The sequence below is a fragment of the Cryobacterium ruanii genome, from assembly GCF_004404055.1.
In the GTDB taxonomy this organism is placed as follows: domain Bacteria; phylum Actinomycetota; class Actinomycetes; order Actinomycetales; family Microbacteriaceae; genus Cryobacterium; species Cryobacterium ruanii.
The window spans coordinates 98,439-121,896 of record NZ_SOHK01000023.1 but is presented as its reverse complement, the minus strand read 5'-3'; the positions used below and the strand labels follow the sequence as shown (position 1 = coordinate 121,896).

Sequence of the window (23,458 nt, the reverse complement as noted above, 5' to 3'; positions counted from 1 at the left end):
GCGGTCGGCCGGTCGTAGACTGAAACCTTGCGCTAAACGCCACGGTACCGGGAGCACACCATCAGCAGCACCGAAACACCTACTCAAGGGGAGTCGCCACAGCCGGGAGCGCGTGGTCTGAAAGCCCGCGTCGACTCCTACTTCGAGATCACTAAACGCGGCTCCACCTGGTCCCGCGAATTCCGTGGCGGCATCGTCACCTTCGTCACGATGGCCTACATCGTCATTTTGAACCCGCTGATTCTCGGTGGGTTCAGCGCTGATCAGGCCGCCGTCGACGTGGAGGGCGGTTGGTTGCCGAACGAGCAGGTGGCCGCCGTCACGGCGCTGACCGCCGGCGTCATGACGATTCTGTTCGGCGTCATCGCCCGCCTGCCTTACGGTTTCGCCGCCGGTCTCGGTATCAACTCCTTCCTCGCGGTGAGTGTCGTCGGCCAGGTCACCTGGGCCGAAGCGATGGGCCTCGTCGTCATTAACGGCCTCATCATCGTGTTGCTGGCCTCGACCGGCCTGCGCGAACTCATCTTCAACGCCATCCCGCGCCAGCTGAAGATCGCCATCACCGTTGGCATTGGCCTGTTCATCGCGTTCATCGGCCTCGTCGACTCCGGCTTCGTGCGGGCCAGCGGCGCGAACTCGCCACCGGTACAGCTCGGCGATGCCGGCTCCATTGCCACCCTGCCGACCGCGGTCTTCGTGATCGGGCTCATCGTCATCGGCGTGTTGCTGGCCCGCAAAGTCAAGGCAGCGCTGCTGATCGGCATCGTGGCGACCACCGTCGTCGCTGTGATCCTCGAGGCGATTTTCAAGGTCGGCCCCTCCCTCGGCACGAACCCGGCCGGCTGGAACCTGAACGCCCCGGTGCTGCCGACGAGAGTGGTAGCCCTGCCCGACCTCGGCCTGATCGGCCAGGTCTCGTTCGGTGCCTTCGAACGCATCGGCATGCTTGCCGCCGTCATGCTCGTCTTCACCCTCGTTTTCACCAATTTCTTCGACGCCATGGGCACCATGACCGGCCTGGCCAGCGAGGCTGGCCTCGCCGACAAGGACGGCAAGTTTCCTCGGCTCAAATCCGCCCTGATCGTCGAGGGCATCGGTGCTGTCGCCGGCGGTGCGACGAGCGCATCCTCGAACACCGTGTTCATCGAATCCGGGGCCGGTATCGGCGAGGGAGCCCGCACCGGCGTGGCCAACGTGATCACCGGAATCCTCTTTCTGGCCGCAATGTTCTTCACCCCGCTGACCCAGATCGTGCCGCTCGAAGTCGCCGCCGCCGCCCTGGTCATCGTTGGAGCGCTCATGGTGGCGCAGATTCGACACCTCGACTTCACCGAATTCTCCAGCACGCTACCGATCTTCCTGACCATTATCGTGATGCCGTTGACCTATTCGATTGCCAACGGCATCGGCGCCGGGTTCATCAGCTGGGTGCTCGTACGCAGTTTCTCGGGCAAGGGCCGCGAGATCAGCCCGCTGCTCTGGGTCGTCGCGGTCGGTTTCGTGCTCTTCTTCGTGCGTGGCCCGGTCGAGGCGCTGATCGGCGGAGGCGCTGATTGACTGAGGCGCTGATCGGCTGAGGCGAGCGGATGCCGCCGCTCGTGCCTTCACGACGCGCTTGCTGATCTCCCGTTTAAGCCCGGCTCATTCGAGAAAGCCGCGCAGGAGCAGGGCGGTACCGCTCAGGTGCTCCCGCATGGCCTCGGCTGCGGCATCCGGCCGGCCGGTGAGAATCGCGACGACGATTTGTTCGTGCTGCCTATTGGAATGGGCGATGTTGGGCGCCAGCAACGGAATGGCATCGAGCAATTCGTTGAGCCGCATGCGCACGTCGGCGAGAAGCGGCACGAGCGACGGGGAACCGGCCAACTCGCCGATATAGAGGTGCAGGCGGGAATCGACGCGGCGGTACTCGCCGGCGCCGGCATCTGCGGCCGCCGCGAGGCTCGACCAGAGCAACTCACGTTCTGGCGGGGATAGCACCCGCCCGGCGGCGGCGCGCGCGGCTCCAACCTCGAGAATGTCCCGCAGGGTGAGCACATCATCGATCTCCGCGGCGGTGATCGACGGGTGCGAGGCGCTGGCCGTTCTTTCCGCCGCCATCACCGGCGGCGAGGGCAGCACGTCGCTGACGAAGGTGCCGCCGTACCGCCCACGTCTGGTGATCAGGTAGCCGGCCTCGGCGAGCGACCCAATCGCCTCTCGCAGTGTGTCGCGACTGACGCCAAGCTGCGCAGCAAGGTCTCGTTCGGCCGGCAGCCGCTCGCCCGGCGCGATCAGACCCAGCCGCACCGTTTGCAGCAGTCGTTGCATTGTCTCTTCGAACGTGTTGGTGCCAGAGACCGGGCCCAGAAGCAGATCACCGCTCAGACCCGCCGTCGGTGGCGGAACACTATTCTGGCGTGACATAGGCCGAGCTGATGCCACCGTCCACCAGAAAGGTGGAGCCGGTCATGAAAGAGGAGTCGTCACTGGCCAGAAAAGCAACGGCCGCAGCGAGTTCCTCGGGTTCGGCGAAGCGACCCACCGGAATATGCACGAGTCGTCGTGCGGCTCTCTCGGGGTCTTTGGCGAACAGTTCCTGCAGCAGCGGGGTGTTGACCGGCCCCGGGCAGAGTGCGTTTACCCGAATTCCCTGGCGGGCGAACTGCACGCCTAGTTCCCGGCTCATCGCGAGTACTCCGCCCTTCGACGCGGTGTAGGAGATCTGGCTGGTCGCTGACCCCAGCACGGCGACGAAACTAGCCGTGTTGATGATCGATCCGCTGCCCTGTCGAACCATATGGCGCAGGGCCGCGCGGCAGCAGAGGTACACCGATTTGAGGTTGACGTCCTGCACCTTCTGCCAGGCGGGAAGTTCGGTCGTCTCGATAGAGTCGTCGTCGGGTGGAGAAATTCCCGCGTTGTTGAAGGCCACGTCCACCGATCCATAGGTGTCGAATGCGGTGTCGAAGAGGTGATCCACCTGGTCTTGATCCGTGACATCGACCTTCACGAAGAGACCGCCGACCAGCAGGGCCGCCGCCTGGCCGGCCTTGTCGTCGAGGTCACCGATGACGACGGTGGCGCCCTCGGCTCTGAAGCGTTTCGCGGTGGCCAAGCCAATACCACTGGCCCCGCCGGTGATAACGGCGACCTTCCCGGCTAAGCGCTGGGTCAGGTCGATGGGAGTGATTGTCACAGGGTCTCCTTCAGTGTGGGACTAGTCAACCGCGATGAAAACGTTCTTGGTCTCGGTGAATTGCAGGGGAGCATCCGGTCCCAGTTCCCGTCCGAGCCCGGACTGCTTGAACCCGCCGAAAGGGGTTGAGTAGCGCACGGACGAGTGCGAATTGACCGACAGATTGCCCGACTCGACCCCACGGGCCACACGAATGGCCCGGCCGACGTCCCTGGTCCAGATCGAGCCGGACAGCCCGTAGTCGGTGTCGTTAGCGAGCTTCACGGCATCGGCCTCATCATCGAAGGGCAGCACGGTCACGACCGGACCGAAGATCTCATCGGTCACGCACCGGTCGAGACGGCTGGATGGAGTGAGCACGGTCGGGGCGATCCAGAACCCTGCACCGGTCGGAGCGCTCCCACGAAAGGCGACCGGTGCAGCTGCGGGCAGATACGCCGACACGGCAGCGTGATGCTGCCGTGAGACGAGGGGGCCCATCTCGGTGGCCGGGTCGGTCGGATCGCCGACCCGCACCGCGGCGACGGCCGGTTCGAGCAGCTCCATGAACCGGTCGAACACGCTGGCCTGCACCAAGATGCGACTTCGAGCGCAGCAATCCTGGCCCGCGTTCTCGAACACGCCCGACGGCGCCGCAGCGGCCGCGCGTTCCAGGTCGGCGTCGGCGAAGACGATATTGGCGCTCTTGCCGCCGAGTTCGAGCGTTACCCGCTTGACCTGTTCGGCACACCCGGCCATGATCTGCTTGCCGACAGTGGTCGAGCCGGTGAACACGACTTTGCGCACGTCGGGGTGCGTCACAAACCGGGTTCCCACGACCGAACCACGCCCTGGCAGCACCTGGAACAGTCCCTCCGGCAGTCCCGCGTCGAGGGCGAGTTCACCCAAACGGATGCTCGACAGAGGGGTCCACTCCGCCGGCTTCAAAACCACGGCGTTGCCGGCGGCGAGGGCCGGCGCGAATCCCCAGGCACCGATCGTCATCGGAAAGTTCCACGGAGTGATCACGCCGACAACGCCAAGCGGCTCGTGAAAGGTGAGGTCGATGCCGCCCGCGACCGGAATCTGCTGCCCGAACATGCGCTCGGGGGCTGCCGAGTAGTAGTCGAGCACATCACGCACGTGCCCGGCTTCCCAGCGCGCCTGTGTGATCGGATGCCCCGAGTTGCGCACTTCGATTCCGGCCAGGTTTTCTCGGTCCGCGTCAACGACCTCAGCGAATCGCCGCAAGACGCGGGCCTTGTCGGCGGGAGCAACGCCAGCCCACGCCTTCTGGGCCAAGACGGCGCGGGCGATCGCCTCGTCGGTTTCGTCCTCGCCGAGGTGTTCGACGGTTTCACCGATCGATTCATCGGCCGGGTTGACGACGGTATAGCTGCTCATGCTGTTGCCTCTGCTGCGCCGTGGGGTGCGGGCCGGGTCCGGTGCGGATCTGCGACGCGGTAGTCGCGGGCGGCGCTGACCAGTCCGGTGAACAAACGAAGGTCGCCGGGCGACTGCTCCGGATGCCATTGCACGGCTACCCCGAACGGCACCGCCGTCAGCTCGACCGCCTGCACAATGCCGGCATCCGTTCTGGCGGTTACCCGCAGACCGGCGGCGACGCGGTCGATGGACTGGTGGTGGTATACCGGCACCGCGGGCAGGAGAGTCTGGCCGCCCAGCAACGCGCTGAGCGTCGAATCTGTTTCCACGGCAACGTCGACGACGTTGAACACACCATTGCCAGCCTGATAGGTAGTATCCCCGACCAGATCGGGCAGATGCTGGTGGAGGCTCCCGCCGAGGGCGACATTGAGCATTTGCGCACCGCGACAAATGCCCAGGAACGGCAGTTCGCGGGCGATGGCCTCGTGCAGCAGAATATTTTCCCAGGCATCCCGATCGGGCCGGGGCTCGTCGGTGTGGGGGTGCCGGGCCTGTCCGTACCGGGCCGGATCGACGTCCTTACCGCCGGTGACAACCAGGGCATCGAGCCCGTCGAGCACGCGGTTGGCGATGGCAGCGTTTACCGGCTGGGGCGGCAGCAGCACGGCAATTCCTCCGGCATTGGTGATCGCGTCGAAATAGACCCGCGGCAGAATTGCGGCCGGCACATCCCAGACCCCGGTCTGTGCCTGTTCAAGGTAGGTGGTTAGGCCGATCACCGGTCCGATGTCAGAGTCGCTCAAAACCGCGCACCCGCTCCCAGTCGGTGACGACGGCATCGTAGGCCTGCACCTCGATGCGGGCATTGTTCAAGTAGTGGTCGACGACCTCGTCGCCGAAGGCCTCGCGGGCCACGGCGGAACCGGCGAACAGTTCGGCCGATTCGCGCAGGGTCGACGGTACCCGCGGCACGTCGCTGGTGTAGGCGTTTCCCTCATAGGCGGGCTGCAGCTCAAGTTCGTGCTCGATGCCGTAGAGACCCGCCGCGATCAGGGCCGCGACGGCCAGATACTGGTTCACATCGCCTCCGGGCACTCGGTTCTCGACCCGGAGTGCCGGGCCGTGACCGACGACGCGCAGGGCACAGGTGCGATTGTCGAACCCCCACGCTAACGCGGTTGGGGCGAAACTACCCGGAACGTAACGCTTATACGAGTTGATGTTGGGGGCGGAAAACAGGGTCAGCTCCCGCATGAGGGTGAGCTGCCCAGCCAGGAAGTGTCGGAACAGCTTCGACATGCCGTGCTCCGCCTGCGGGTCGTGAAACACCGGGATGCCCCCCGGGCCCTGCAGGCTGATGTGGATATGGCAGCTGTTGCCCTCACGTTCATTGAACTTGGCCATGAAGGTGAGACTCTTGCCGTGCGCGTCCGCGATCTCCTTCGCGCCGTTCTTGTAAACAGAATGATTGTCACAGGTGGCCAGCGCCGTCGCGTAGCGAAAGCCGATCTCCTGCTGCCCGAAATTGCATTCTCCCTTTACCCCTTCGCAGTACATGCCTGCGCCGTCCATGGCGAGGCGAATATCGCGCAGCAGCGGTTCCATTCGAGTGGATGCCAGCAGCGAGTAATCGATGTTGTAGTCGCTGCCCGGGGTGAGGCCGCGGTATCCCTTGTTCTGGGCATCACGGTAGCCGTCGTCGAAGACGATGAACTCGAGCTCGGTAGCGCAAAACGGAGTTAGGCCGTGTTCCGCCAGCCGGTCTAGCTGCCGGCGCAGAATCTGGCGCGGCGAGGCGAGCACGGGTTTCTCATCGAGCCAGTGCAGATCGGCGGTGACCAGCGCTGTTCCGGGCAGCCACGGGGCCAAACGCAGCGTATCGAGGTCGGGAATCATGGCCATATCACCGTAACCGTGCGACCAGCTCGACATTGAATAGCCCTCGACGGTATTCATCTCGACATCGACGGCGAGAAGATAATTGCAGCACTCCGCGCCATGCGCGGCCGCATCCTCCAGGAAGAGTCGGGCAGAGAGCCGTTTTCCCACGAGGCGCCCCTGCATGTCGGTGAAGGCGACAATGACGGTGTCGATCTCACGGCGGGAAACGAGATCGGTCAGGTCGTCGAGAGTGAGGTTTCCGGTGCGGGTTGTCATTGGGCTTCTCCTCGGTGCTGATCTGAGGCGTGCTGATCTGAGGCGTGCTGATCTGAGGCGTACTGGCAATCGGTGGCGATCGCATGGTGCGGCGCAGGACTTCAATTGTGCGATTTTTCACCATTAGACCACACTTCACTGGCTGAGGGAGAGGCGTCGTCTTTTGAATTGGTGCCGTGATTTTTTTCAAAGGTATATACACCGCACCATTCAGCCCCTAGCATCGTGGCAACCTCACTGAACGATTGCGCCCTCGCTACTAATTCCGTCATTGGGTGCGCAACGAGCGCAAAGGAATTGAGATGTCCAAAGACACCTTGAAAGTTTCAGGCGTGAAGTACACCACGGCGCAGGCCGGTTACTTTGAGAAGCGTCGGCTCACCCGCAGCGCCGGAATCTGGGGTCTGTGGGGTTTGGCCGTGGCAGCGGTCATCTCCGGGGACTTCTCGGGCTGGAACTTTGGAATCGGCTTCGCCGGTTTCGGCGGAATGCTGATCGCCTTCCTGCTGCTCATCGTCATGTACTACGGAATGATTTTCAGTATCGGCGAGATGGCGGCGGCGATGCCACACACCGGCGGGGCGTATTCCTTCGCCCGGGCGGCGATGGGACCGTGGGGCGGTTTCGTCACGGGGCTCGCCGAGACCATCGAATACGTCGCGACCACCGCGGTCATCGTATATTTCTCTGCTTCCTACGCCGACGGGATCACCCAGGAACTACTCGGAGTCTCCCTGCCGCCGTGGGTGTGGTGGCTCATCCTGTACGTTGCCTTCATCGCGCTCAACGCTGCCGGCGCTGCCATCTCCTTTAAATTCGCCATCGTTGTGGCGATCATCTCGATTGTCATCTTGCTGGTGTTCTCTGCAATGGCCGCGTTCTCCGGGCTGTTCAGCTGGGGCAATCTCTTCGATATCACGCCGGATGCCGGCCAGAGCGCCTTCCTGCCGCACGGCATAATCCCGATCCTGTTCGCGCTGCCGTATGCCATGTGGTTCTTCCTGGGCATCGAGGAACTTCCGCTGGCCGCCGAGGAATCACACAACCCGGTGCGCGATATCCCCCGTGCCGGCCTCATCGCCCGGACCACGCTGATCGTTACCGGCCTGCTCGTATTGTTTCTCAACACCGGAGTGGTTGGCGCGGCCGAGATTGCCGGATCGAGCGAGCCCCTGCTCGACGGGTTTCGAGCGATCGTGGGCGACGGTGCCGCAGCTGTGCTTGCCCTGTTCGCACTGATCGGGCTCTTGGCCTCCCTGCAGGGGATCATGTTCGCCTACGGACGTAATATGTATTCGCTCTCCCGTGCCGGCTACTATCCGAAATTTCTGTCGCTCACCGGAAAACGCCAGACTCCGGCCATCGCCCTGCTCGTGGGCGCGATCATCGGATTTGTGGCGCTCGTGCTGGTTGATTCGCTCGGCGGGTCCGGCGGTGTCGCTGGCGCTATCGTGCTCAATATCGCCGTCTGGGGTGCCGTGATCGCTTACGTCCTGCAGATGGTGTCGTTTGTGCTGCTGCGTAAAAAATTTCCAAACGCCAGCCGCCCGTATCGCAGCCCCTGGGGAGTTCCCGGTGCCGTCATCGCGGGCATCCTCTCGTTGGCGATCTTCTTCGGATTCTTCATCAACGAACCGGCTCGGCCGGCGATTGCGGCCATAGCCGTGGTCTACGTCGTCATGCTGCTGGGCTTCGCACTGTGGGGGCGCAAACGGCTGGTCCTCTCGCCGGAGGAGGAATACGCGGTATCGGGCGGCTTGCACCGTGACCCGCAAGCGGATGGCTACGGTGGCAGTGTCGAGGACGAGTTGCTCGCGCGCGACGGGAAGGATGACCTCCGACTCTGACCTGGCGCGGTCAGATCTCGCGGCAGTGCGTCGTGAGCATGCCGATCTTGTCGATCGAGATGGTCACGGTCGATCCTTCACGCAGAAAGATCGGGGGCTTACGGCTGTAGCCGGCGCCGCCCGGGCTGCCGGTAGAGATGAGGGTTCCCGGCATCAGCGTGGAGGTTTTCGAGAGGTAGGAGATGATCTCCGCGACGGTGCGCACCATGTCGCCGCTCGAGGCGTCCTGCAGAATGCGACCGTCGACGTGGGTGGTCAGCCACAAGTTCTGCGGGTCGCCGATCTCATCGGCGGTGACGACGAGCGGGCCGGTGGGGGTGAAACCGTCGAAAGACTTGCAGCGCGACCACTGTGCCTCGGAGAACTGCAGGTCACGGGCGGTGATGTCATTCACGGCGGTGTACCCGAAAACATAGTCGAGGGCGTCGGCGACCGATACGTTGCGGGCCGGACGCCCGATGATCACACCGAGTTCAGCCTCGTAGTCGACCTGGGTGGTGAGGTCACGCGGCCAAGTGATGGTCGAGCCGTGCCCGGTGAGTGAGTTGGGCCAGAGCGAGAAGACGGTCGCCGCCGTCTCCAGACGCAGACTCAGCTCGGAGGAGTGCGCGGCGTAGTTGGCGCCGATCGCGATGATCTGCGGTGGGCGCAGTACCGCGGAGGAATGCCGGAGGTCGTCGACCGGGGTCAGTGCGGCGCCGTTGGAGACGGCGTCGAGGCTGATCGCACGGATACGTTCGTACGCGGAGTCGCCCTGTTCGAGCAAGTCTTGCAGGTCCTGGGGTGCGTCAGCGATGACGTCGTCGAGGAACAGTGCCGCATCGTCAAAGATCACGGCTAATCGGGGAACGGAGGAGCCGTCAACTCTCAAGTGCGCAAATTTCACTCTTCTAGGCTAACTTGCCTTGCCCCGGGTCGCCCTGTGGGGTGCTCCAACCCTCGGTCGGTCTGCTTGGAGGAGTTCTATGCCCGCCACAGGTGCATTCCGGCGTAACTGCGCCAGGGAGCCCAATCGGCTCCGCGGGCAGCGAGCGAGCGTGGTTCAACGGCGAGTCCGAGCCGGCCGGCACCCTGCCGCAGCGCCAGGTCGCTCGTCAGCAGAATGTCGGGACTGCCAAGCACCCGCATGGCTACGTAACCGGCGGTCCACGGTCCGATTCCGGGCAGGGCCACCAGGCTCGCTTCCAGCTCGGCGCGCGTCTGACCGAACGACAGCGTCAGATCGCCCGCAACCAGCGACTGCGCAACCCGAAGAATGGTCTCGATGCGAGCGCCTGGTCCCCGCAACACCGCGCGACCGCCCGCTGCGATCTGCGCCGCGGTAGGAAACAGCAGCCGCAGCTCGGGGCCGGGCAGGCGGTCGCCGAGGGCGTCGGCCAGCCTGGTCAGAGTCGTGCGGGCCGCGGCGACCGACACCTGCTGCCCGATCAGCGCTCGGAACAAGGTTTCCTCGGGTTCCATGCTGCCCGGCAGGCGGATGCCGGGGGTCCGCGCGACCGACGCGGCCAGCGCCGGGTCTGCGGCCAGGTGACGGTCGATCGACTCGGCGTCGGCATCGAGGTCGAACAACCGTCGCATCCGGCTGACCAGCGGTGCCAGGTCGGTGAGGTGCGCCAGACGGATGCTGCAGGCCAGCGCGGGGGCAGCATCCGTTCCCGACAGCGTCACCTCCATCGTGGCGGTGCCGCGCGGTAATCGCACGGATCGGGAATAACTCGTATCGGTGGCCGTTTCGACGCCGGGTAGTGCCCGCGTGCCGAGAAAATGCAGCATACCGGCGCCATCGAACGGTGCCCGCGCCGGAAGCTGCAGGGTGAGTCTCGTGTCGGCGGGATCGACGCCGGGGGACTCCGGCCCGGGCGCGGAACGCCGGGCAGAGCGCACCTCGGACGGGGTGCGTTCGTACACAGTGGCAACGGTGTCGTTGAATTGGCGCACACTGCCGAAGCCGGCGGCGAAGGCCACGTCGGTGATCAAAAGGTCGGTGCCCAGCAGAAGCAAGCGTGCGGTCTGCGCCCGGTGCGCTCTGGCTAGGGCGAGCGGACCGGCACCGAGCTCGGCCACGAGCACCCGGGCCAGGTGCCGGGGCGTGTAGCCGAGACGGGCGGCGAGGCCCGGCACGCCATCACGCTCCACGACGCCGTCAGCGATGAGACGCATCGAGCGGGCGGCGAGGTCGTCCCGCGTGTTCCAGGCCGGTGAGCCGGGCACAGCGTCGGGCAGGCAGCGTTTGCAGGCCCGCAGCCCCGCTTCGTGGGCGGCTGCCGCGGTGAGGTAGAAGGTCACGTTGCGGGGTTTGGGTGTGGTCGCCGGGCAGCTCGGCCGGCAGTAGATGCCGGTCGTGTGCACGCCGGTGATGAACTGGCCATCGAACCGGGTGTCCCTCGAACACATGATGCGGTAGCGCTCGGCGAAATCCGGGTCGGTGAGTCGCAGTGCGGCGGCGCTGGAAGTGGTCACCCCTCGAGCCTGCCACGCCCGGCCGAGTGCGGGTAGCGGAAATCAGACATTAGGCGGGTCGATAGGCTGGGGCGATGAACGCACTGCTGCGCCTCCAGTCCGAGCTCGGCGACATCGTCAGCATCGATCCCCTCGACCTCGACGCCCACCGCACCGACAAGTCCGGCTGGGTGGCTGACGGCACGCCGCTCGCCGTCGTGCGGGCCACGACGGTCGACCATGTGCAGGCAGTGCTGCGCACAGCGACGGAATTCCGGGTGCCCGTAGTGACGCGCGGCGCCGGAACCGGCCTGTCGGGCGGAGCCTGCGGCACCGACGGATCCATCGTGCTGAGCGTGGCCGGATTGACCCGCATCCTCGAGATCAACCCCGATGACGAACTCGCCGTGGTCGAAGCCGGAGTGATCAACCAGCACCTGAACGATGCGCTCGCCAGGCACAACCTTTGGTTCGCCCCCGATCCGGCCAGTAAAGCCATTTCCACCGTCGGCGGCAACATTGCCACGAACGCCGGCGGGTTGCTCTGCGCGAAGTACGGGGTCACCCGGGAGGCGGTTCTCGGCCTGACCGTCGTGCTCGCCGACGGCAGCCTGCTGCGTACCGGGCATCGCACCGTCAAGGGCGTCACCGGTTACGATCTGACCGCGCTGCTCACCGGTTCGGAGGGTACGCTCGGCGTCATCGTCGAGGCGACCGTGCGGGTGCGCGCACTCACCGCGGGTACGGTCGCCACGATCGGCGCGGTTTTCGGCACGGTCACGGCGGCGGCCGCGGCCAGCGCGGCGATCACGGCCGCACGCATCCGGCCCGCCGTCATGGAACTGATCGACCCGGTTGCGCTCGGCCACGTCGCAAACTACCTCGGTCCGGAGGGCTCGGCCGGGTTACCCCTCGGCCGCGGCGCGTTCCTGCTCGTGCAGACCGACGGCCCCGCCGCGCTCGCCGAGGCCGAGGCCGCGCTTATCGTGTTGCGCGAAGCCGGCGGCGAAGCGACCCTGTCAATGGATGCTGCCTCCGGCGATCGTCTGCTGGCCGTCCGCCGCGCCATGCACCCGGCCCTCGAGCAGTTGGGCCAAGTCCTGATCGAAGACGTGTCGGTACCCCGCTCGCGCATGGCCGAGATGTTCGGCGCGATCGCCGAGATCAGCGCCCGCACCGGTATTTCCATTCCCACGGTTGCTCACGCTGGCGACGGCAACCTGCACCCGAACTTCGTCATTCCTCGCGACGGAGCAGCGGATGCGGCGGTACCCGATGAGATCTGGGCCGCCGCCGACGAGATGTTCCAGGCAGCGCTCGCCCTCGGCGGCACGCTCACCGGCGAACACGGCGTCGGCGTGCTGAAGCGGCGCTGGTTGCAGGACGAGATCGGCGACACGAGCCTGGTCCTGCAACGCCAGCTCAAAACGGTCTTCGATCCGCTTGGCCTGCTAAACCCCGGCACCATGTTCAAGGCCTGAGCCACCGGTCGGGCCGGTAATCTCGAGTAATGAGCCTCGACCGGCCGCCAGGCCACCAGCCCGCCGCACAGCATCCGCCAGGCCACCAGCCCGTGCAGGCGAGCCCCGGCCCGGTGCACCCCGTCTGGAACGAGCCGGTTCCCCCTCGTCGCATTGGCCGCATCGTCGTGGCCGTCGTCGGCATCGTGCTCGCCGGGCTGGCCCTCCTTGCCGTATTCGCGTACCTCATGACGTTCCTCGGCAGCGGCGCGCTGTTGTTCGGGCTGCTCCTGGCGCTGCTGCCGCTCGCACTCGTGCTGTTCGCCGTGCGGTGGATCGACAGCTGGGACCCGGAGCCACGGTCCGCCCTCGTCTTTGCCTTGCTCTGGGGTGCCGGCATCTCCATCGTCAGCGCGCTCGTCGTCGACCTCGGCGTGCAGGTCACGATCGCGGCCAGCGCGGGGGCGCTCGCCGGGAGTGATTTCGCATCCGCTGTCATTCAGGCGCCGATCGTGGAAGAAGTTGCCAAGGGTTTCGGCGTACTGGTGCTGTTCTGGGCGGTGCGTCGCCACTTCGACGGCCCTAACGACGGTGTCGTCTACGCCTCGACGATCGCCGCGGGCTTTGCTTTCTCGGAGAATATCCAGTACTTCGGGCTGGCCCTGACCGAGGGCACCGCGCAGACCCTCGGCGTCACGTTTCTGTTGCGCGGCGTGTTCTCTCCGTTCGCGCACGTCACGTTCACCATCTGCATCGGGCTCGCCCTCGGCCTGGCCGCGCGGCGCGGCGCCAGCAAGGGCGGTGCAGTCGGCTGCTTTCTAATCGGCCTGGCGCCCGCGATCGCTCTGCACGCGCTCTGGAACGGGGCGACCTTCGTGCTCGCCGGCGATGCCTCGGTGCTCCTTTACTACGTGGTGGTGCAGGTGCCGTTATTCATCGCCGCCATACTCGTCGTGGTGTTCCTGCGCCGACAGGAAGCCCGCATCACCCTGCGTCGGCTGCACGAATACTCGCAGGCCGGATGGTTCACCGCGGCCGAGGTCTCGATGCTCGGCACCGGTGCCGGTCGACGTCAGGCGCTGCTTTGGGGCAACCGTCAGGACCGATCGAAGAAGGTCGCCATGCGCCACTTCATAGCGGATGCGACGCGCCTCGCCTTCGTGCGCGACCGCCTCGTTCGCGGGCAGAATACCCCGGCCCTGCACGCCACCGAGGCGCGACTGCTCGAACTGCTGATGCGACATCGGGCCGACGTGCTCGGACAGACGCTGCCAGGTTCGGCGCCAGCGGCTCAGTAGGAGGGCCTGGCTGCACTACCAGGCAGCGGCAACAGAAACTCGCCGCCTCGGTGGTGTGGCAATGCCGACGACTCTCCCGATGCGACGAGTTGGTGTATCACAAGAGTGCACCCCCTGGCGGCCGGACGCAAGCACTATTTTTTTTTTGAGGTCCCGCCCGGTGTGCAATCCGGCGTGGAATCCGGTTGGATGGGTTTATGACTGATTTGAATTCCAAACCCGAACTTGACTTTCCGGAGGGCGCTGCGCCCGAACAACTCGAGATCACCGATATCGTCGTCGGTGAGGGCTCCGAGGCGACCGCCGGAGCCACCGTCGACGTGCACTACCTCGGCGTCGAGTTCGACTCCGGCGACGAGTTCGACTCGTCCTGGAACCGCGGCCAGTCGATCAACTTTCCGCTGCGCTCGCTCATCGCGGGTTGGCAGGAAGGCATTCCCGGCATGAAGGTGGGCGGGCGTCGCAAGCTCGTCGTGCCCCCGCACCTTGCCTACGGACCGGCCGGCTCTGGCCACCGCCTCTCCGGCCAGACCCTGATCTTCGTCATCGACCTGCTCGGCGTGAGCTAAGCCCACGACCGAGAATCACCATGAACGGGATGCGGCTGCTGCAGTCGCGTCCCGGTTTGAGGTGACGGGCACACTTCAACGGTGTCGCGTAAGTGCTCAAATCAGGTTCGACGTTGGTTCCGGGCCGAGCGTGAACCGCCGTCCGGTGATCGACTCCGGCACGATCTCGACGAAGACGGGCTTGACCGTGGGAATGAGCGGGTGCAACGGCAACGCCGCGGCGTCATCGAGCTCACGCTGAGTATCCAGCTTTCGGGCCGTTCCGTGCACGACGACGCTCCACGCCTCGTCGCGTCCCACACCATCCGTTTCGAAAGCGACCCGGTTGTTCACCGTGAGCTCGATCAATTTGGTGCCCGACGCGGTGCGAAACAGCAGGCGCCGGTCGGCGGCCACGAAGTTGACCGGAAAAATGTCGGGGATGCCGCCGACTGCCACGGCGAGGCGGCCGAGACTGGCCGAGAGCAGGACATTCCAACAGTCTTCTTCGCTGAGAATCTGCACGGGGACTGCTGCCGCGTTCACGTCGTCGTAAGTCATGATCCATAGTCACATGCCCCGAGCTTGAGGGCGAGCGGGGCGGTATGAAATCTGTGCTGCGCCGGTCGAACAGGTGCAGAGAGAATTGGCCCCACAATAGGGGTGCGATACCTGTAAGCTGATTCGTTGCCCAGCGCGGCAGGCACCTGGCGGTGCGCCCGCGATTTCCACCACCGGTGGTTTCTCCGGGCGCCGCAATCAATTCTTCAAAAAGGTTTTACAGTGAGTGCACTACCCGAAGTACCGGCGAAAACGCCGAGTAGCAGTCTTCCTAAGTCCCGTCGTTTCGTCGTTCCGGCACCTCGGGTGTTTTATCCGGCACTCGGCATCATCCTGGCCGTCGTTGTGATCGCCATCGCCTTCCCGGTACGCACCGGCAGCGTGCTCGCCCTGCTGCAGGGCTGGGTGGTAGCCGGACTCGGCCCCTACTATGTCGTCATCGTCGCGGCTTTCGTCGTGTTCGCGATTTGGATGGGACTCAGCCGTTTCGGTGACATCAAACTTGGTAAAGACGACGACGAACCGGAATTCGGCCTGATGAGCTGGTTCTCGATGCTCTTTGCTGCCGGCATGGGCATCGGCCTGGTCTTCTGGGGGGCCTCAGAACCCCTCACTTTCTTCACGACTCCGAAGCCGGGAGTGACCGGGGATTCCGCGGATCTCGCCGCCGCCGCGATGTCGCAGACCTTCCTGCACTGGGGCTTCCACGCCTGGGCAATCTACGCCGTTGTCGGCCTGGCCCTCGCGTACTCGATCCACCGGAAGGGTCGACCGGTCTCCATCCGTTGGGCCCTCGAGCCGCTCCTCGGCACACGTCGCGTCAAGGGTCGCCTCGGTGACGTGATCGACGTTATTGCTATCGTCGGAACGCTGTTCGGAGTCGCCACCTCCCTCGGCCTCGGGGTCAAGCAGATCGCCGCGGGATTGAGCTACCTCGGCGTGGTAGGCCAGGTCACCAATACCCTGCTCGTGATCCTGATCGTCGTCATCACCATCATCGCCACTGCCTCAGTTGTAAGCGGCGTAGGGAAGGGCATCAAGTGGCTCTCCAACATCAATCTCGGTATGGCTGGTCTGCTGCTCGTGGCTGTGCTTCTGCTCGGCCCCACGATGTACCTGCTGCGCCTTCTCGTGCAGTCGATCGGTGGGTATTTCCAGAACGTGGTCGGACTCACCTTTGACACCGGTGCGTTCACCGGCCAGGCCGGACTCGACTTCCAAGGTTCCTGGACCGTCTTTTACTGGGGATGGTGGATCTCGTGGGCCCCGTTTGTGGGCGTGTTCATCGCGCGTATCTCACGCGGACGTACGGTTCGTCAGTTCATCGCCGGCGTGCTGCTGGTACCGACCCTGGTCACCTTCGTCTGGTTCGCGGTCATGGGTGGCAGCGCGATTCGGCAGGCCTGGGACGGTGACGGAGGGGGACTCTTCGACCCCGAAGTCGGTATCATCCCCGAGAATGTTCTGTTCAACTTTCTGGGTACCCTGCCGTTCGGTGTGATTCTCTCGGTGATTGCGGTGATCGTCATCGCGATCTTCTTCATCACATCAGCCGACTCTGGTTCACTCGTGATCGACATGCTCGCTTCCGGTGGTGATACCAATCCGCCCAAGTGGAGTCGCATCATGTGGGCCGGTCTGGGCGGCCTCGTGGCCATTTCCCTGCTCCTGGCCGGTGGACTCGCGGCTCTGCAGACCGGCGCCATTCTGACCGCGATTCCGGTGAGCGTCGTGATGATCGGTATGTGTATTGCCATCTACCGGGCGTTCCGCATCGAACACGAGGTTTTGGTCGCTGCCGAACGCCGCCAGCGTCGTGAGGAGATGGCTCGCCGTATCGGAAAGACCGTCACGGCACACCTCGAGGAGAACTTCGACGACCACTTCGGCGACCAGGTCGACGGACACATCGAGGCGGCACTGACCGACGAACCGGCTCGCCGGACCCGTTGGGGCCGTCGTCCGCAGGCTTAAACCTTCACTCGGCTTGGGCCGCTAACGGGTCGGGTGGCTAACGGGTCGGGCCGCTACATGCCGTTGGCGGCCCTGACCCGGTTGACCAGGTCGCGCCAGGGACCGTTCACTTGGGTTTCGCCGAGCACAACCTCGTGCGGGGCGCACCGGATGCGGTAAGCGAATCGATCGGGGGCGGCCTCACTGTCGGTGACGTCGTCCCAGGGCAGTGAATTGAGAAAATCTGCCCAGGTCGCCGGGTCGGGTTGCTCTTCGACTCGGACTTCCCAGGTGAGGCGGATTCCCGCCATCCCGCCGCTGCGCGAGACGATGACTTTCATAGGGCGATGTTACTCCCGTCCCGTCATCACCCCGACCGTAACCCAGGCTTGCAGGACCGCATTGTGGGCGGCCCCACCGATGCCGTGGAGTTGCGCGGCCGTTGCGGCGGTGGCCGCGGCGAAGGCAGCGAAATCACTCTCGCGGCCGAGCCCCGTGCCGGTGAGCGTGTTGTACCAAATGCGGCCCGGCCTTTCCCAGGCGTTGCCACCGAGGGCGTCGGCGACCAAGTAGAACGCGCGGTTCGGGATGCCCGAATTGAGGTGGACACCGCCGTTGTCGTCGTCGGTTTCGATGTAATCGGCCATGCTGCCCGGCTGCGGGTCTTTGCCGAGCACGTCGTCGTTGTACGCGGTGCCGGGCGCCTTCATCGATCGCAGGGCAACGCCCTCGACCTGGTCGGTGAACAGGCCGTCACCGATCAGCCAGCTCGCCTCTGCACTCGACTGACCCCGGGTGTGCTGCTCGACCAGCGCACCGAACACGTCGGAGATGGACTCGTTGAGCGCCCCCGACTGTCCCTCGTATTGAAGGTTGGCGGTGAACTGGGTGACTCCGTGCGTCAGCTCATGTCCGATCACACTGGGCGAAATGGTGAAGCGGTTGAAGACCTGCCCGTCACCGTCGCCGAACACCATGCGCTCGCCGTCCCAAAAGGCGTTGTCGTACTGCTTGCCGTAATGCACGGTCGCGTCCATCGGCAGCCCCAGCCCGTCGATGCTGTCCCGCCCGAACTGCGTCCAGAACAGGGCCTGGGTGGCACCGAGACTGTCGTATGCCTCATTCACGGCCGGGTCGCTACCGGCAGGCTGACCCTCGGCACGCACCCGCCGGCCGGGCAGGCGCTCCTGGCCGCCGGCATCCGAAATGGTGCGGTCGGACTCGCCGGGAGTGCGAGCTGGCAGGGTGCGAGCCCCGGAATAGGTAAACGGATGCTCCCCGCCCCGCAACTGGCGGATCTGCGAGTCCCGCAGCAGAGACTCGCGTGCGGCCGCCGCGGCCTGTGCGAAGCGCGGATCGTCGAGTTTCGCCAGCCGCACCAGCAGGTACGGCGGCACGATCGTGCAGTGCGGGTGGAGATCGGGGCCTGGGTGCGGAGTGTCCATGTGCAGAGTCTGGCACTGGCCGCCGACATTGCAACCAAGAGTCTTCCCTGTGCTGAATAGACTCGACCCATGCGCTTTGGAATCGTGATTCTTCCGCAGGACCCGTGGCCGATTGCGCGCAGAAAATGGCTCGCCGCCGAGCAGTTCGGTTTCGACCACGCCTTCACCTACGACCACTTGTCGTGGCGATCGCTCGCCGACGAACCCTGGAACGCGACCGTCCCCACCCTCGCCGCGGCGGCCGCCGTGACCGAGCGCATCACGCTCGGCACTTTTGTCTCGTCTCCGAATTTTCGGCATCCGGTGCCGTTTGCCAAAGAAGTCGCGACGGTCGACGATGTGTCTAGTGGGCGGTTTCTGCTCGGCGTCGGGTCGGGCGGCACCGGTTTTGATGCCACCGTTCTAGGCCAGCCGGAGTACACGCCCCGGCAACGGCACGAGCGGTTCGCCGAATTCGTCACCGACCTCGACCTGCTACTGCGTGGTGAAGAACCCGGTGCCACCGAGGGAATCAGTTTCACCGGCGGGTGGTACACCGCAGCGGGAGCGCGCATGGTTTCGTCCGAAGTCGGCACTCCGGCACACCAACGGGTCCCGTTCCTGATCGCTGCCAACGGACCGAAAGGCCTCGGGCTGGTGAGCCGTTTCGGGCAGGGCTGGGTGACGACCGGGCAGGACGGCGCGGTGGGGGAGGACTGGTGGGCGAGCGTGCGCGGTCTCACCGGGCGGCTCGACGACGTCGCCAGCGCGGCCGGCCGCGACCCTGCCACGATCGACCGCTACCTATCGCTCGACAGCGGCGGAACCTATTCCCTGCAGAGCATGCAAGCGTTCGAGGATGCCGTCGGCCGAGCCGCCGAGCTCGGCTTCACGGATCTGATCAGTCACTGGCCGCGCGACCAGGGAATCTATGCCGGCGACGAAGCCATCCTCGACACGGTCGCCGCATCCCTGAACGCTCACACGGGTGCCTAACGGCGGACATTCCTCCAGCCGGCCGTCCTGTCTGCCGTGGATTCGACGGAATCGTCGAATTCTCCGCACTTCGATACTGCCCACGGTGGCGAAGAGGCCGATCGATCGCTGTTTCTGCGCGGCGGATGTCTAGGCTGGGTGCATGCGCGCACACGACGACCCCACGCCCCTCGTTCCTCGCACCCCGCTGACCGATCGGCTCGGCTGGCTCGGATTACGCAGCGGACAGATTCTGCTCGTCATCATTCTGGCCTCCGCAATCATCTTCGGTCTGGTCCAGCTCAAGCTCGTCGTCATCCCGGTGCTGATCGCCATCATCCTCGCCTCGGCACTGAGCCCGGTCATCAACGGCCTGCGGGGGCGCGGAGTCGCGGCCATCCTGGCCACCTGGATCACCCTGCTCGGTGGGATCGCCGTCTTCGGCGGCATCATCACCCTCATCGTCTTAGCGGTGCGTGACCAGTGGGACGAGCTGTTCTCCTCGGCCTCCAAGGGCATCGACCGCCTTCAGCAATTTCTCATCGACGGACCGATCGAGATCGACGAGAAACAGATCAACGACGCCCGCGACAGTGTCGTGGGTTTTCTCACGAGCAGCCAGTTCGGCACCGGAGCACTTGCCGGGGCATCCGCTGTCTTCGAACTGATCACCGGAGCCGTGCTGCTCATCGTCATCCTGTTCTTCTTTCTCAAGGACGGCGGCCAGATCTGGAATTTCTTCCTCACCCCGTTCAAGGGCGAACGCCTCGCCCGCGGACGCCGCATCGGCCACACCTCGCTGCGCGTGCTCGGCGGTTACGTGCGCGGCACGGCGATCGTCGCGGCCGTCGATGCCACCGCGATCGGCATCGGCCTGGTCATCCTGCAGGTGCCGCTGGCCCTGCCGCTCGCCGTCATCGTGTTTCTGGGTGCCTTCATCCCGCTGATCGGCGCGACCGCGGCCGGTGTGCTCGCCGCCCTAGTCGCCCTCGTCGCGAGCGGGCCGGGCGTCGCGCTCATCGTCATCATCATCGTGATCGCCGTCAACCAGCTCGAGGGTAATTTTCTGCAGCCGGTCGTCATGGCGCAGTCGCTCAAGCTGCACCCGCTCGTCATCCTGGTGGGGTTGACCGCCGGAACCATTCTCGGCGGCATCGTCGGCGCCGTGCTCTCAGTGCCGATCGCGGCCGTCGCGTGGGCCATCGCCAAGGCCTGGAACACACCGGATGCCCCGCGTCCACGCGCCATCCCGCCCAAGCGGCGCGTGCGCAAGCGCTGAGTCCTGCCGCCGCTGCCACCCACGTAACTGGAGAACGATGACCGAGCACAGCCCCTTCCACCTGCCGCGCCCGCGCCTGACGATCGAGCAGGCGACCGAGCTCGCCCGCGACCGGTTCGGCGTCACGGGCACCGTCACCGAACTCGGCAGCCATCAAGACCGCAACTTTCGCATTGAAGCGGATGCCGGCACGGTCGTTCTCAAGGTCTCCAACCCCGCCGTCGCTACGATCGAACTCGAGGCCCAAAATGCGGCGCTGGAGCACCTCATCGGGCTGGACCTCGATCTGCCCGCTGCCGTCGCCGACGTCGTCGGCAGCCAGATCGTGCGCGTCATTATCGACGGGCAGAACCTGGACCTGCGGCTGCTGACCTACGTCGACGGGCATCCGCTGACCGACACGTTGCACCTGTCGCTCGAGCAGATTCGCTCGCTCGGCGACGTGGCCGCCCGCATCGTTCGTGGCCTCGCCGACTTCGAGCACCCCGGAACGGACCGATTTCTGCAGTGGGACCTGCGGCGCGGCGGTGAAGTGATCGATGCGCTCCTGGTTCAGGTCGACGATGAGGCACGCCGCGATCGGCTGCGCACGGTCACCGACGCCGCCCGGCGGCAGCTCACCCGGGTGTCGGCAGACCTGCGCGTGCAGGCGATTCATGGTGACCTGACCGACGACAACGTCGTGAGTGGGGACGGTGCCGCCGGCGCCATCAGCGGGGTCATCGACTTCGGTGATGTGGCCCAGGGCTGGCTCGTCGCCGAGCTCGCCGCGACCTGCGCCTGCGTGCTCTACCGCAGCCCGCAGCGTCCGCTTGCCATTCTCGACACCATCGAGGCCTTCGCCGCGCAGGTTCCACTCACCGATGCCGAACTCTCGGCCCTCTGGCCGTTGATCGTCCTGCGAACCGCGGTACTCGTCGTGAGCGGTGAAGCGCAGGTGCACCTCGATGACGGCAACCAGTACGCCGACGCCAACCGCTCCCGCGAGTGGCTTGCCTTCCAGACGGCCTCCGCTCAAGAGGGCGCCGAAATCGAAGCCCTTATCCGCTTCGCCGTAGCCGACCCACACGAGGCGATCGCGGCAACCGGGCATCCGGTGCTCGGACCGCTCGACCCAGCGGCCCGGATCGACCTCTCAGTGACGAGCGCCGCGTACGACGCCGGCAGGTGGCTCGAACCCGGGATCGACGAGCGAGTGGCACTGGATTCCGCAGCTTGCCTCGGCCACGCCGTCACCGGCTACGGCGAATTCCGCCTCTCACAGACCCGTATCGACACGGCCGACGAATCGATCACCCTCGCCCTCGGCATCGAGGTGTACCTGCCCGCCGACATGCCGGTCACGGCACCCATCGACGGAACCGTCATCGTGGTCGATACCAAAACAGTGCGACTCGAGGGTATCGACTTCGACCTGTGGCTGACCGGGGTCGACGCGGCCGCCGACGGGCAGATCGTTCGGGCCGGCAGCGCTCTCGGCAGCGTCGCTGCCAGCCCCCGACACGCACGACACGGCACGGCCATCGACCGCGTGACGGTGCAGACCAGCCGGCTGCGCGGCATCCGTCCGCCATTCTTCGTGGCGCCGTCGGGGGCTGCGCTGTGGCAGCGCGTCTGCCCAGACCCTTCCGCCCTGCTCGGGCTCACGCCCCTGGGACCGCTCGCCGACCCTGCCGCCCTGTTGCAGCGCCGCGACGCGACGTTCGCGCGCGTGCAGGAACACTATTACGCGGCACCGCCGCAGATCGAACGCGGCTGGAAACACCACCTCATCGACACGCACGGACAGAGCTACGTCGACATGGTCAACAACGTCACGACCGTCGGGCACGGGCACCCGCGCATAGCCGAGGCCGCCCGCAGCCAATGGTCGCTGCTCAACACCAACTCCCGCTTCCACTATGAAGAACTCATACGGTTCACCGAGCGCCTCGCCGAACTCGCCCCCGACCCGCTCGACACGGTCTTCCTGGTCAACAGCGGTACCGAGGCGGTCGACCTGGCCCTGCGCCTGGCCCTCAGCTACACCGGCCACGACACCGTCGTGTCGGTACGGGAGGCGTATCACGGCTGGTCGATGGCAGCGGATGCCGTCTCATCGTCGGTCGCCGACAACCCGCGGGCGCTTGAGACCCGGCCGGAATGGGTGCACCTCGTTGAGGCGCCGAACGCCGTGCGCGGCAAGTATCGGGGAATGCAGTCGGCGCCGCAGTACCTGAATGACCTCGACGGTGACCTGCAGGCCCTCGCCGCCGACGGGCGTACGATCGCCGCCTTCATTGCCGAACCGGTGTTCGGCAATGCCGGCGGCGTGCTGCTGCCCGACGGCTACCTGAGCGGCGTTTACGAGCGGATGCGCGCCCGCGGCGCGCTCTGCATCGCCGACGAGGTGCAGGTGAGCTACGCGCGCCTCGGTCAACACTTCTGGGGCACCGAACAGCAGAATGTGGTTCCCGACATCATCACCATCGCCAAGGCGATGGGTAACGGGCATCCGCTCGGAGCCGTCATCACGCGTCGCGACGTGGCCGAACGTTTCGCCGACGACGGACCGTTCTTCTCTTCTGCCGGCGGAAGCCCGCTCAGCTGCCGCATCGGGCTCACCGTGCTCGACATCATGCGTGACGAGGGCCTGCAGCAGAACGCCGAGGTCGTGGGGGAGCACCTCAAGCGGGGCCTCGAACGTCTCGGCGAACGATTCGACCTGGTCGGTGCCGTCTACGGCATGGGGCTCTACCTCGGCGTCGAACTGGTGAGTGATCGGGCTGAGTTCACGCCCGCCACCGCCGTTGCCGTCGCCGTCTGCGACGAACTGCTGCTGCGCGGCTGCATCGTGCAGCCCACCGGTGACTTCAAAAACGTGCTGAAGATCAAGCCGCCACTGTGCCTCACGATCGCCAGCGCCGACCACTTTCTGTGTGCGCTCGCCGCCGTGCTCGGCGAGATCGCATCCTGAGACGGGTCTCGCAAC

Annotated in this window: 19 protein-coding genes; 9 read left to right on the top strand and 10 right to left on the bottom strand. The window is 65.5% G+C overall.

Features of this window, described 5'->3' with window-relative positions; genetic code table 11:
- Positions 1–210: 210 nt before the first annotated feature.
- Positions 211–1,557 (top strand): NCS2 family permease, encoded by a 1,347-nt coding sequence (locus E3T47_RS14745; protein WP_241982293.1) that lies wholly within the window; start codon positions 211–213, stop codon positions 1,555–1,557.
- Positions 1,558–1,641: 84 nt separating this feature from the next.
- On the opposite strand, the gene E3T47_RS14740 is transcribed toward E3T47_RS14745, so the two are convergent.
- From E3T47_RS14740 to E3T47_RS14720, 5 genes are read right to left on the bottom strand one after another with little or no spacing between them, the layout of a single operon-like run.
- Positions 1,642–2,406, bottom strand: coding sequence for a FadR/GntR family transcriptional regulator (locus E3T47_RS14740; RefSeq protein WP_134556800.1), 765 nt, complete (start codon positions 2,404–2,406; stop codon positions 1,642–1,644).
- Positions 2,390–3,178, bottom strand: a complete 789-nt coding sequence (locus E3T47_RS14735; RefSeq protein WP_241982292.1) for a 3-oxoacyl-ACP reductase — start codon at positions 3,176–3,178, stop codon at positions 2,390–2,392. The genes E3T47_RS14740 and E3T47_RS14735 overlap by 17 nt, the downstream gene beginning before the upstream one ends.
- Before the next feature lie 21 nt (positions 3,179–3,199).
- Positions 3,200–4,561 carry an aldehyde dehydrogenase family protein gene (locus E3T47_RS14730; RefSeq protein WP_134556799.1) on the bottom strand — a complete coding sequence of 454 codons (1,362 nt, stop codon included), beginning with the start codon at positions 4,559–4,561 and terminating at the stop codon, positions 3,200–3,202.
- Positions 4,558–5,349 (bottom strand): gamma-glutamyl-gamma-aminobutyrate hydrolase family protein, encoded by a 792-nt coding sequence (locus E3T47_RS14725; protein ID WP_241982291.1) that lies wholly within the window; start codon positions 5,347–5,349, stop codon positions 4,558–4,560. The genes E3T47_RS14730 and E3T47_RS14725 overlap by 4 nt, the downstream gene beginning before the upstream one ends.
- A complete protein-coding gene (locus E3T47_RS14720; RefSeq protein WP_134556797.1) occupies positions 5,336–6,703 on the bottom strand; it encodes a glutamine synthetase family protein in 1,368 nt (455 codons plus the stop codon). Before E3T47_RS14720 ends, E3T47_RS14725 begins: the two co-directional genes overlap by 14 nt.
- Before the next feature lie 302 nt (positions 6,704–7,005).
- Here E3T47_RS14720 and E3T47_RS14715 point away from each other — a divergent pair, with 302 nt between their 5' ends.
- Complete coding sequence (locus E3T47_RS14715) at positions 7,006–8,550, top strand: amino acid permease (RefSeq protein ID WP_134556796.1); 1,545 nt, start codon at positions 7,006–7,008, stop codon at positions 8,548–8,550.
- Positions 8,551–8,560: 10 nt separating this feature from the next.
- Here the strand turns inward: E3T47_RS14715 and E3T47_RS14710 are convergent, their stop codons facing one another.
- On the bottom strand, positions 8,561–9,436 hold the full coding sequence (locus E3T47_RS14710; protein ID WP_134556795.1) for a fumarylacetoacetate hydrolase family protein: 876 nt from the start codon (positions 9,434–9,436) through the stop codon (positions 8,561–8,563).
- A gap of 77 nt (positions 9,437–9,513) precedes the next feature.
- Positions 9,514–11,010, bottom strand: a complete 1,497-nt coding sequence (locus E3T47_RS14705; RefSeq protein ID WP_277871850.1) for an AlkA N-terminal domain-containing protein — start codon at positions 11,008–11,010, stop codon at positions 9,514–9,516.
- Between the two features lie 74 nt (positions 11,011–11,084).
- Between E3T47_RS14705 and E3T47_RS14700 the strand changes: the two genes are divergently transcribed.
- From E3T47_RS14700 to E3T47_RS14690, 3 genes are all read left to right on the top strand, one after another.
- On the top strand, positions 11,085–12,470 hold the full coding sequence (locus E3T47_RS14700) for an FAD-binding oxidoreductase (RefSeq protein ID WP_134556794.1): 1,386 nt from the start codon (positions 11,085–11,087) through the stop codon (positions 12,468–12,470).
- A gap of 29 nt (positions 12,471–12,499) precedes the next feature.
- Positions 12,500–13,747: a PrsW family intramembrane metalloprotease gene (locus E3T47_RS14695; protein WP_134556793.1), complete on the top strand. Its 1,248-nt coding sequence runs from the start codon at positions 12,500–12,502 to the stop codon at positions 13,745–13,747.
- A 197-nt stretch (positions 13,748–13,944) separates the two neighbouring features.
- Positions 13,945–14,316, top strand: coding sequence for an FKBP-type peptidyl-prolyl cis-trans isomerase (locus tag E3T47_RS14690; protein ID WP_134556792.1), 372 nt, complete (start codon positions 13,945–13,947; stop codon positions 14,314–14,316).
- A gap of 96 nt (positions 14,317–14,412) precedes the next feature.
- Here E3T47_RS14690 and E3T47_RS14685 read toward each other — a convergent pair whose 3' ends face one another.
- On the bottom strand, positions 14,413–14,856 hold the full coding sequence (locus E3T47_RS14685) for a pyridoxamine 5'-phosphate oxidase family protein (RefSeq protein WP_134556791.1): 444 nt from the start codon (positions 14,854–14,856) through the stop codon (positions 14,413–14,415).
- Positions 14,857–15,162: 306 nt separating this feature from the next.
- On the opposite strand from E3T47_RS14685, the gene E3T47_RS14680 reads away from it, so the two are divergent.
- Positions 15,163–16,830, top strand: a complete 1,668-nt coding sequence (locus tag E3T47_RS14680) for a BCCT family transporter (RefSeq protein WP_198416644.1) — start codon at positions 15,163–15,165, stop codon at positions 16,828–16,830.
- A gap of 53 nt (positions 16,831–16,883) precedes the next feature.
- Here the strand turns inward: E3T47_RS14680 and E3T47_RS14675 are convergent, their stop codons facing one another.
- Both E3T47_RS14675 and E3T47_RS14670 read right to left on the bottom strand, forming a co-directional pair.
- The gene (locus E3T47_RS14675) at positions 16,884–17,150 is read right to left on the bottom strand and encodes a protealysin inhibitor emfourin (protein WP_134556790.1); all 267 of its coding nucleotides are present in this window, start codon (positions 17,148–17,150) and stop codon (positions 16,884–16,886) included.
- Between the two features lie 9 nt (positions 17,151–17,159).
- Positions 17,160–18,254 (bottom strand): M4 family metallopeptidase, encoded by a 1,095-nt coding sequence (locus tag E3T47_RS14670; protein ID WP_134556789.1) that lies wholly within the window; start codon positions 18,252–18,254, stop codon positions 17,160–17,162.
- Positions 18,255–18,323: 69 nt separating this feature from the next.
- Between E3T47_RS14670 and E3T47_RS14665 the strand changes: the two genes are divergently transcribed.
- The 3 genes from E3T47_RS14665 (at position 18,324) to E3T47_RS14655 (ending at position 23,443) form a co-directional block, all read left to right on the top strand.
- Entirely contained in the window at positions 18,324–19,229 is a 906-nt protein-coding gene (locus E3T47_RS14665; protein ID WP_134556788.1) for an LLM class flavin-dependent oxidoreductase, read from the top strand.
- A 142-nt stretch (positions 19,230–19,371) separates the two neighbouring features.
- Entirely contained in the window at positions 19,372–20,487 is a 1,116-nt protein-coding gene (locus tag E3T47_RS14660; RefSeq protein ID WP_134556787.1) for an AI-2E family transporter, read from the top strand.
- A gap of 37 nt (positions 20,488–20,524) precedes the next feature.
- Positions 20,525–23,443, top strand: coding sequence for an aminotransferase (locus E3T47_RS14655; RefSeq protein WP_174844688.1), 2,919 nt, complete (start codon positions 20,525–20,527; stop codon positions 23,441–23,443).
- Positions 23,444–23,458: the final 15 nt, after the last annotated feature.

Coding starts and splice junctions, on each gene's coding strand:
- E3T47_RS14745 (WP_241982293.1), top strand. CDS start 211: ATGGCCTACATCGTCATTTTGAACCCGCTGATTCTCGGTGGGTTCAGC.
- E3T47_RS14740 (WP_134556800.1), bottom strand. CDS start 2,406: ATGTCACGCCAGAATAGTGTTCCGCCACCGACGGCGGGTCTGAGCGGT.
- E3T47_RS14730 (WP_134556799.1), bottom strand. CDS start 4,561: ATGAGCAGCTATACCGTCGTCAACCCGGCCGATGAATCGATCGGTGAA.
- E3T47_RS14720 (WP_134556797.1), bottom strand. CDS start 6,703: ATGACAACCCGCACCGGAAACCTCACTCTCGACGACCTGACCGATCTC.
- E3T47_RS14715 (WP_134556796.1), top strand. CDS start 7,006: ATGTCCAAAGACACCTTGAAAGTTTCAGGCGTGAAGTACACCACGGCG.
- E3T47_RS14700 (WP_134556794.1), top strand. CDS start 11,085: ATGAACGCACTGCTGCGCCTCCAGTCCGAGCTCGGCGACATCGTCAGC.
- E3T47_RS14695 (WP_134556793.1), top strand. CDS start 12,500: ATGAGCCTCGACCGGCCGCCAGGCCACCAGCCCGCCGCACAGCATCCG.
- E3T47_RS14690 (WP_134556792.1), top strand. CDS start 13,945: ATGACTGATTTGAATTCCAAACCCGAACTTGACTTTCCGGAGGGCGCT.
- E3T47_RS14685 (WP_134556791.1), bottom strand. CDS start 14,856: ATGACTTACGACGACGTGAACGCGGCAGCAGTCCCCGTGCAGATTCTC.
- E3T47_RS14675 (WP_134556790.1), bottom strand. CDS start 17,150: ATGAAAGTCATCGTCTCGCGCAGCGGCGGGATGGCGGGAATCCGCCTC.
- E3T47_RS14670 (WP_134556789.1), bottom strand. CDS start 18,254: ATGGACACTCCGCACCCAGGCCCCGATCTCCACCCGCACTGCACGATC.
- E3T47_RS14665 (WP_134556788.1), top strand. CDS start 18,324: ATGCGCTTTGGAATCGTGATTCTTCCGCAGGACCCGTGGCCGATTGCG.
- E3T47_RS14660 (WP_134556787.1), top strand. CDS start 19,372: ATGCGCGCACACGACGACCCCACGCCCCTCGTTCCTCGCACCCCGCTG.
- E3T47_RS14655 (WP_174844688.1), top strand. CDS start 20,525: ATGACCGAGCACAGCCCCTTCCACCTGCCGCGCCCGCGCCTGACGATC.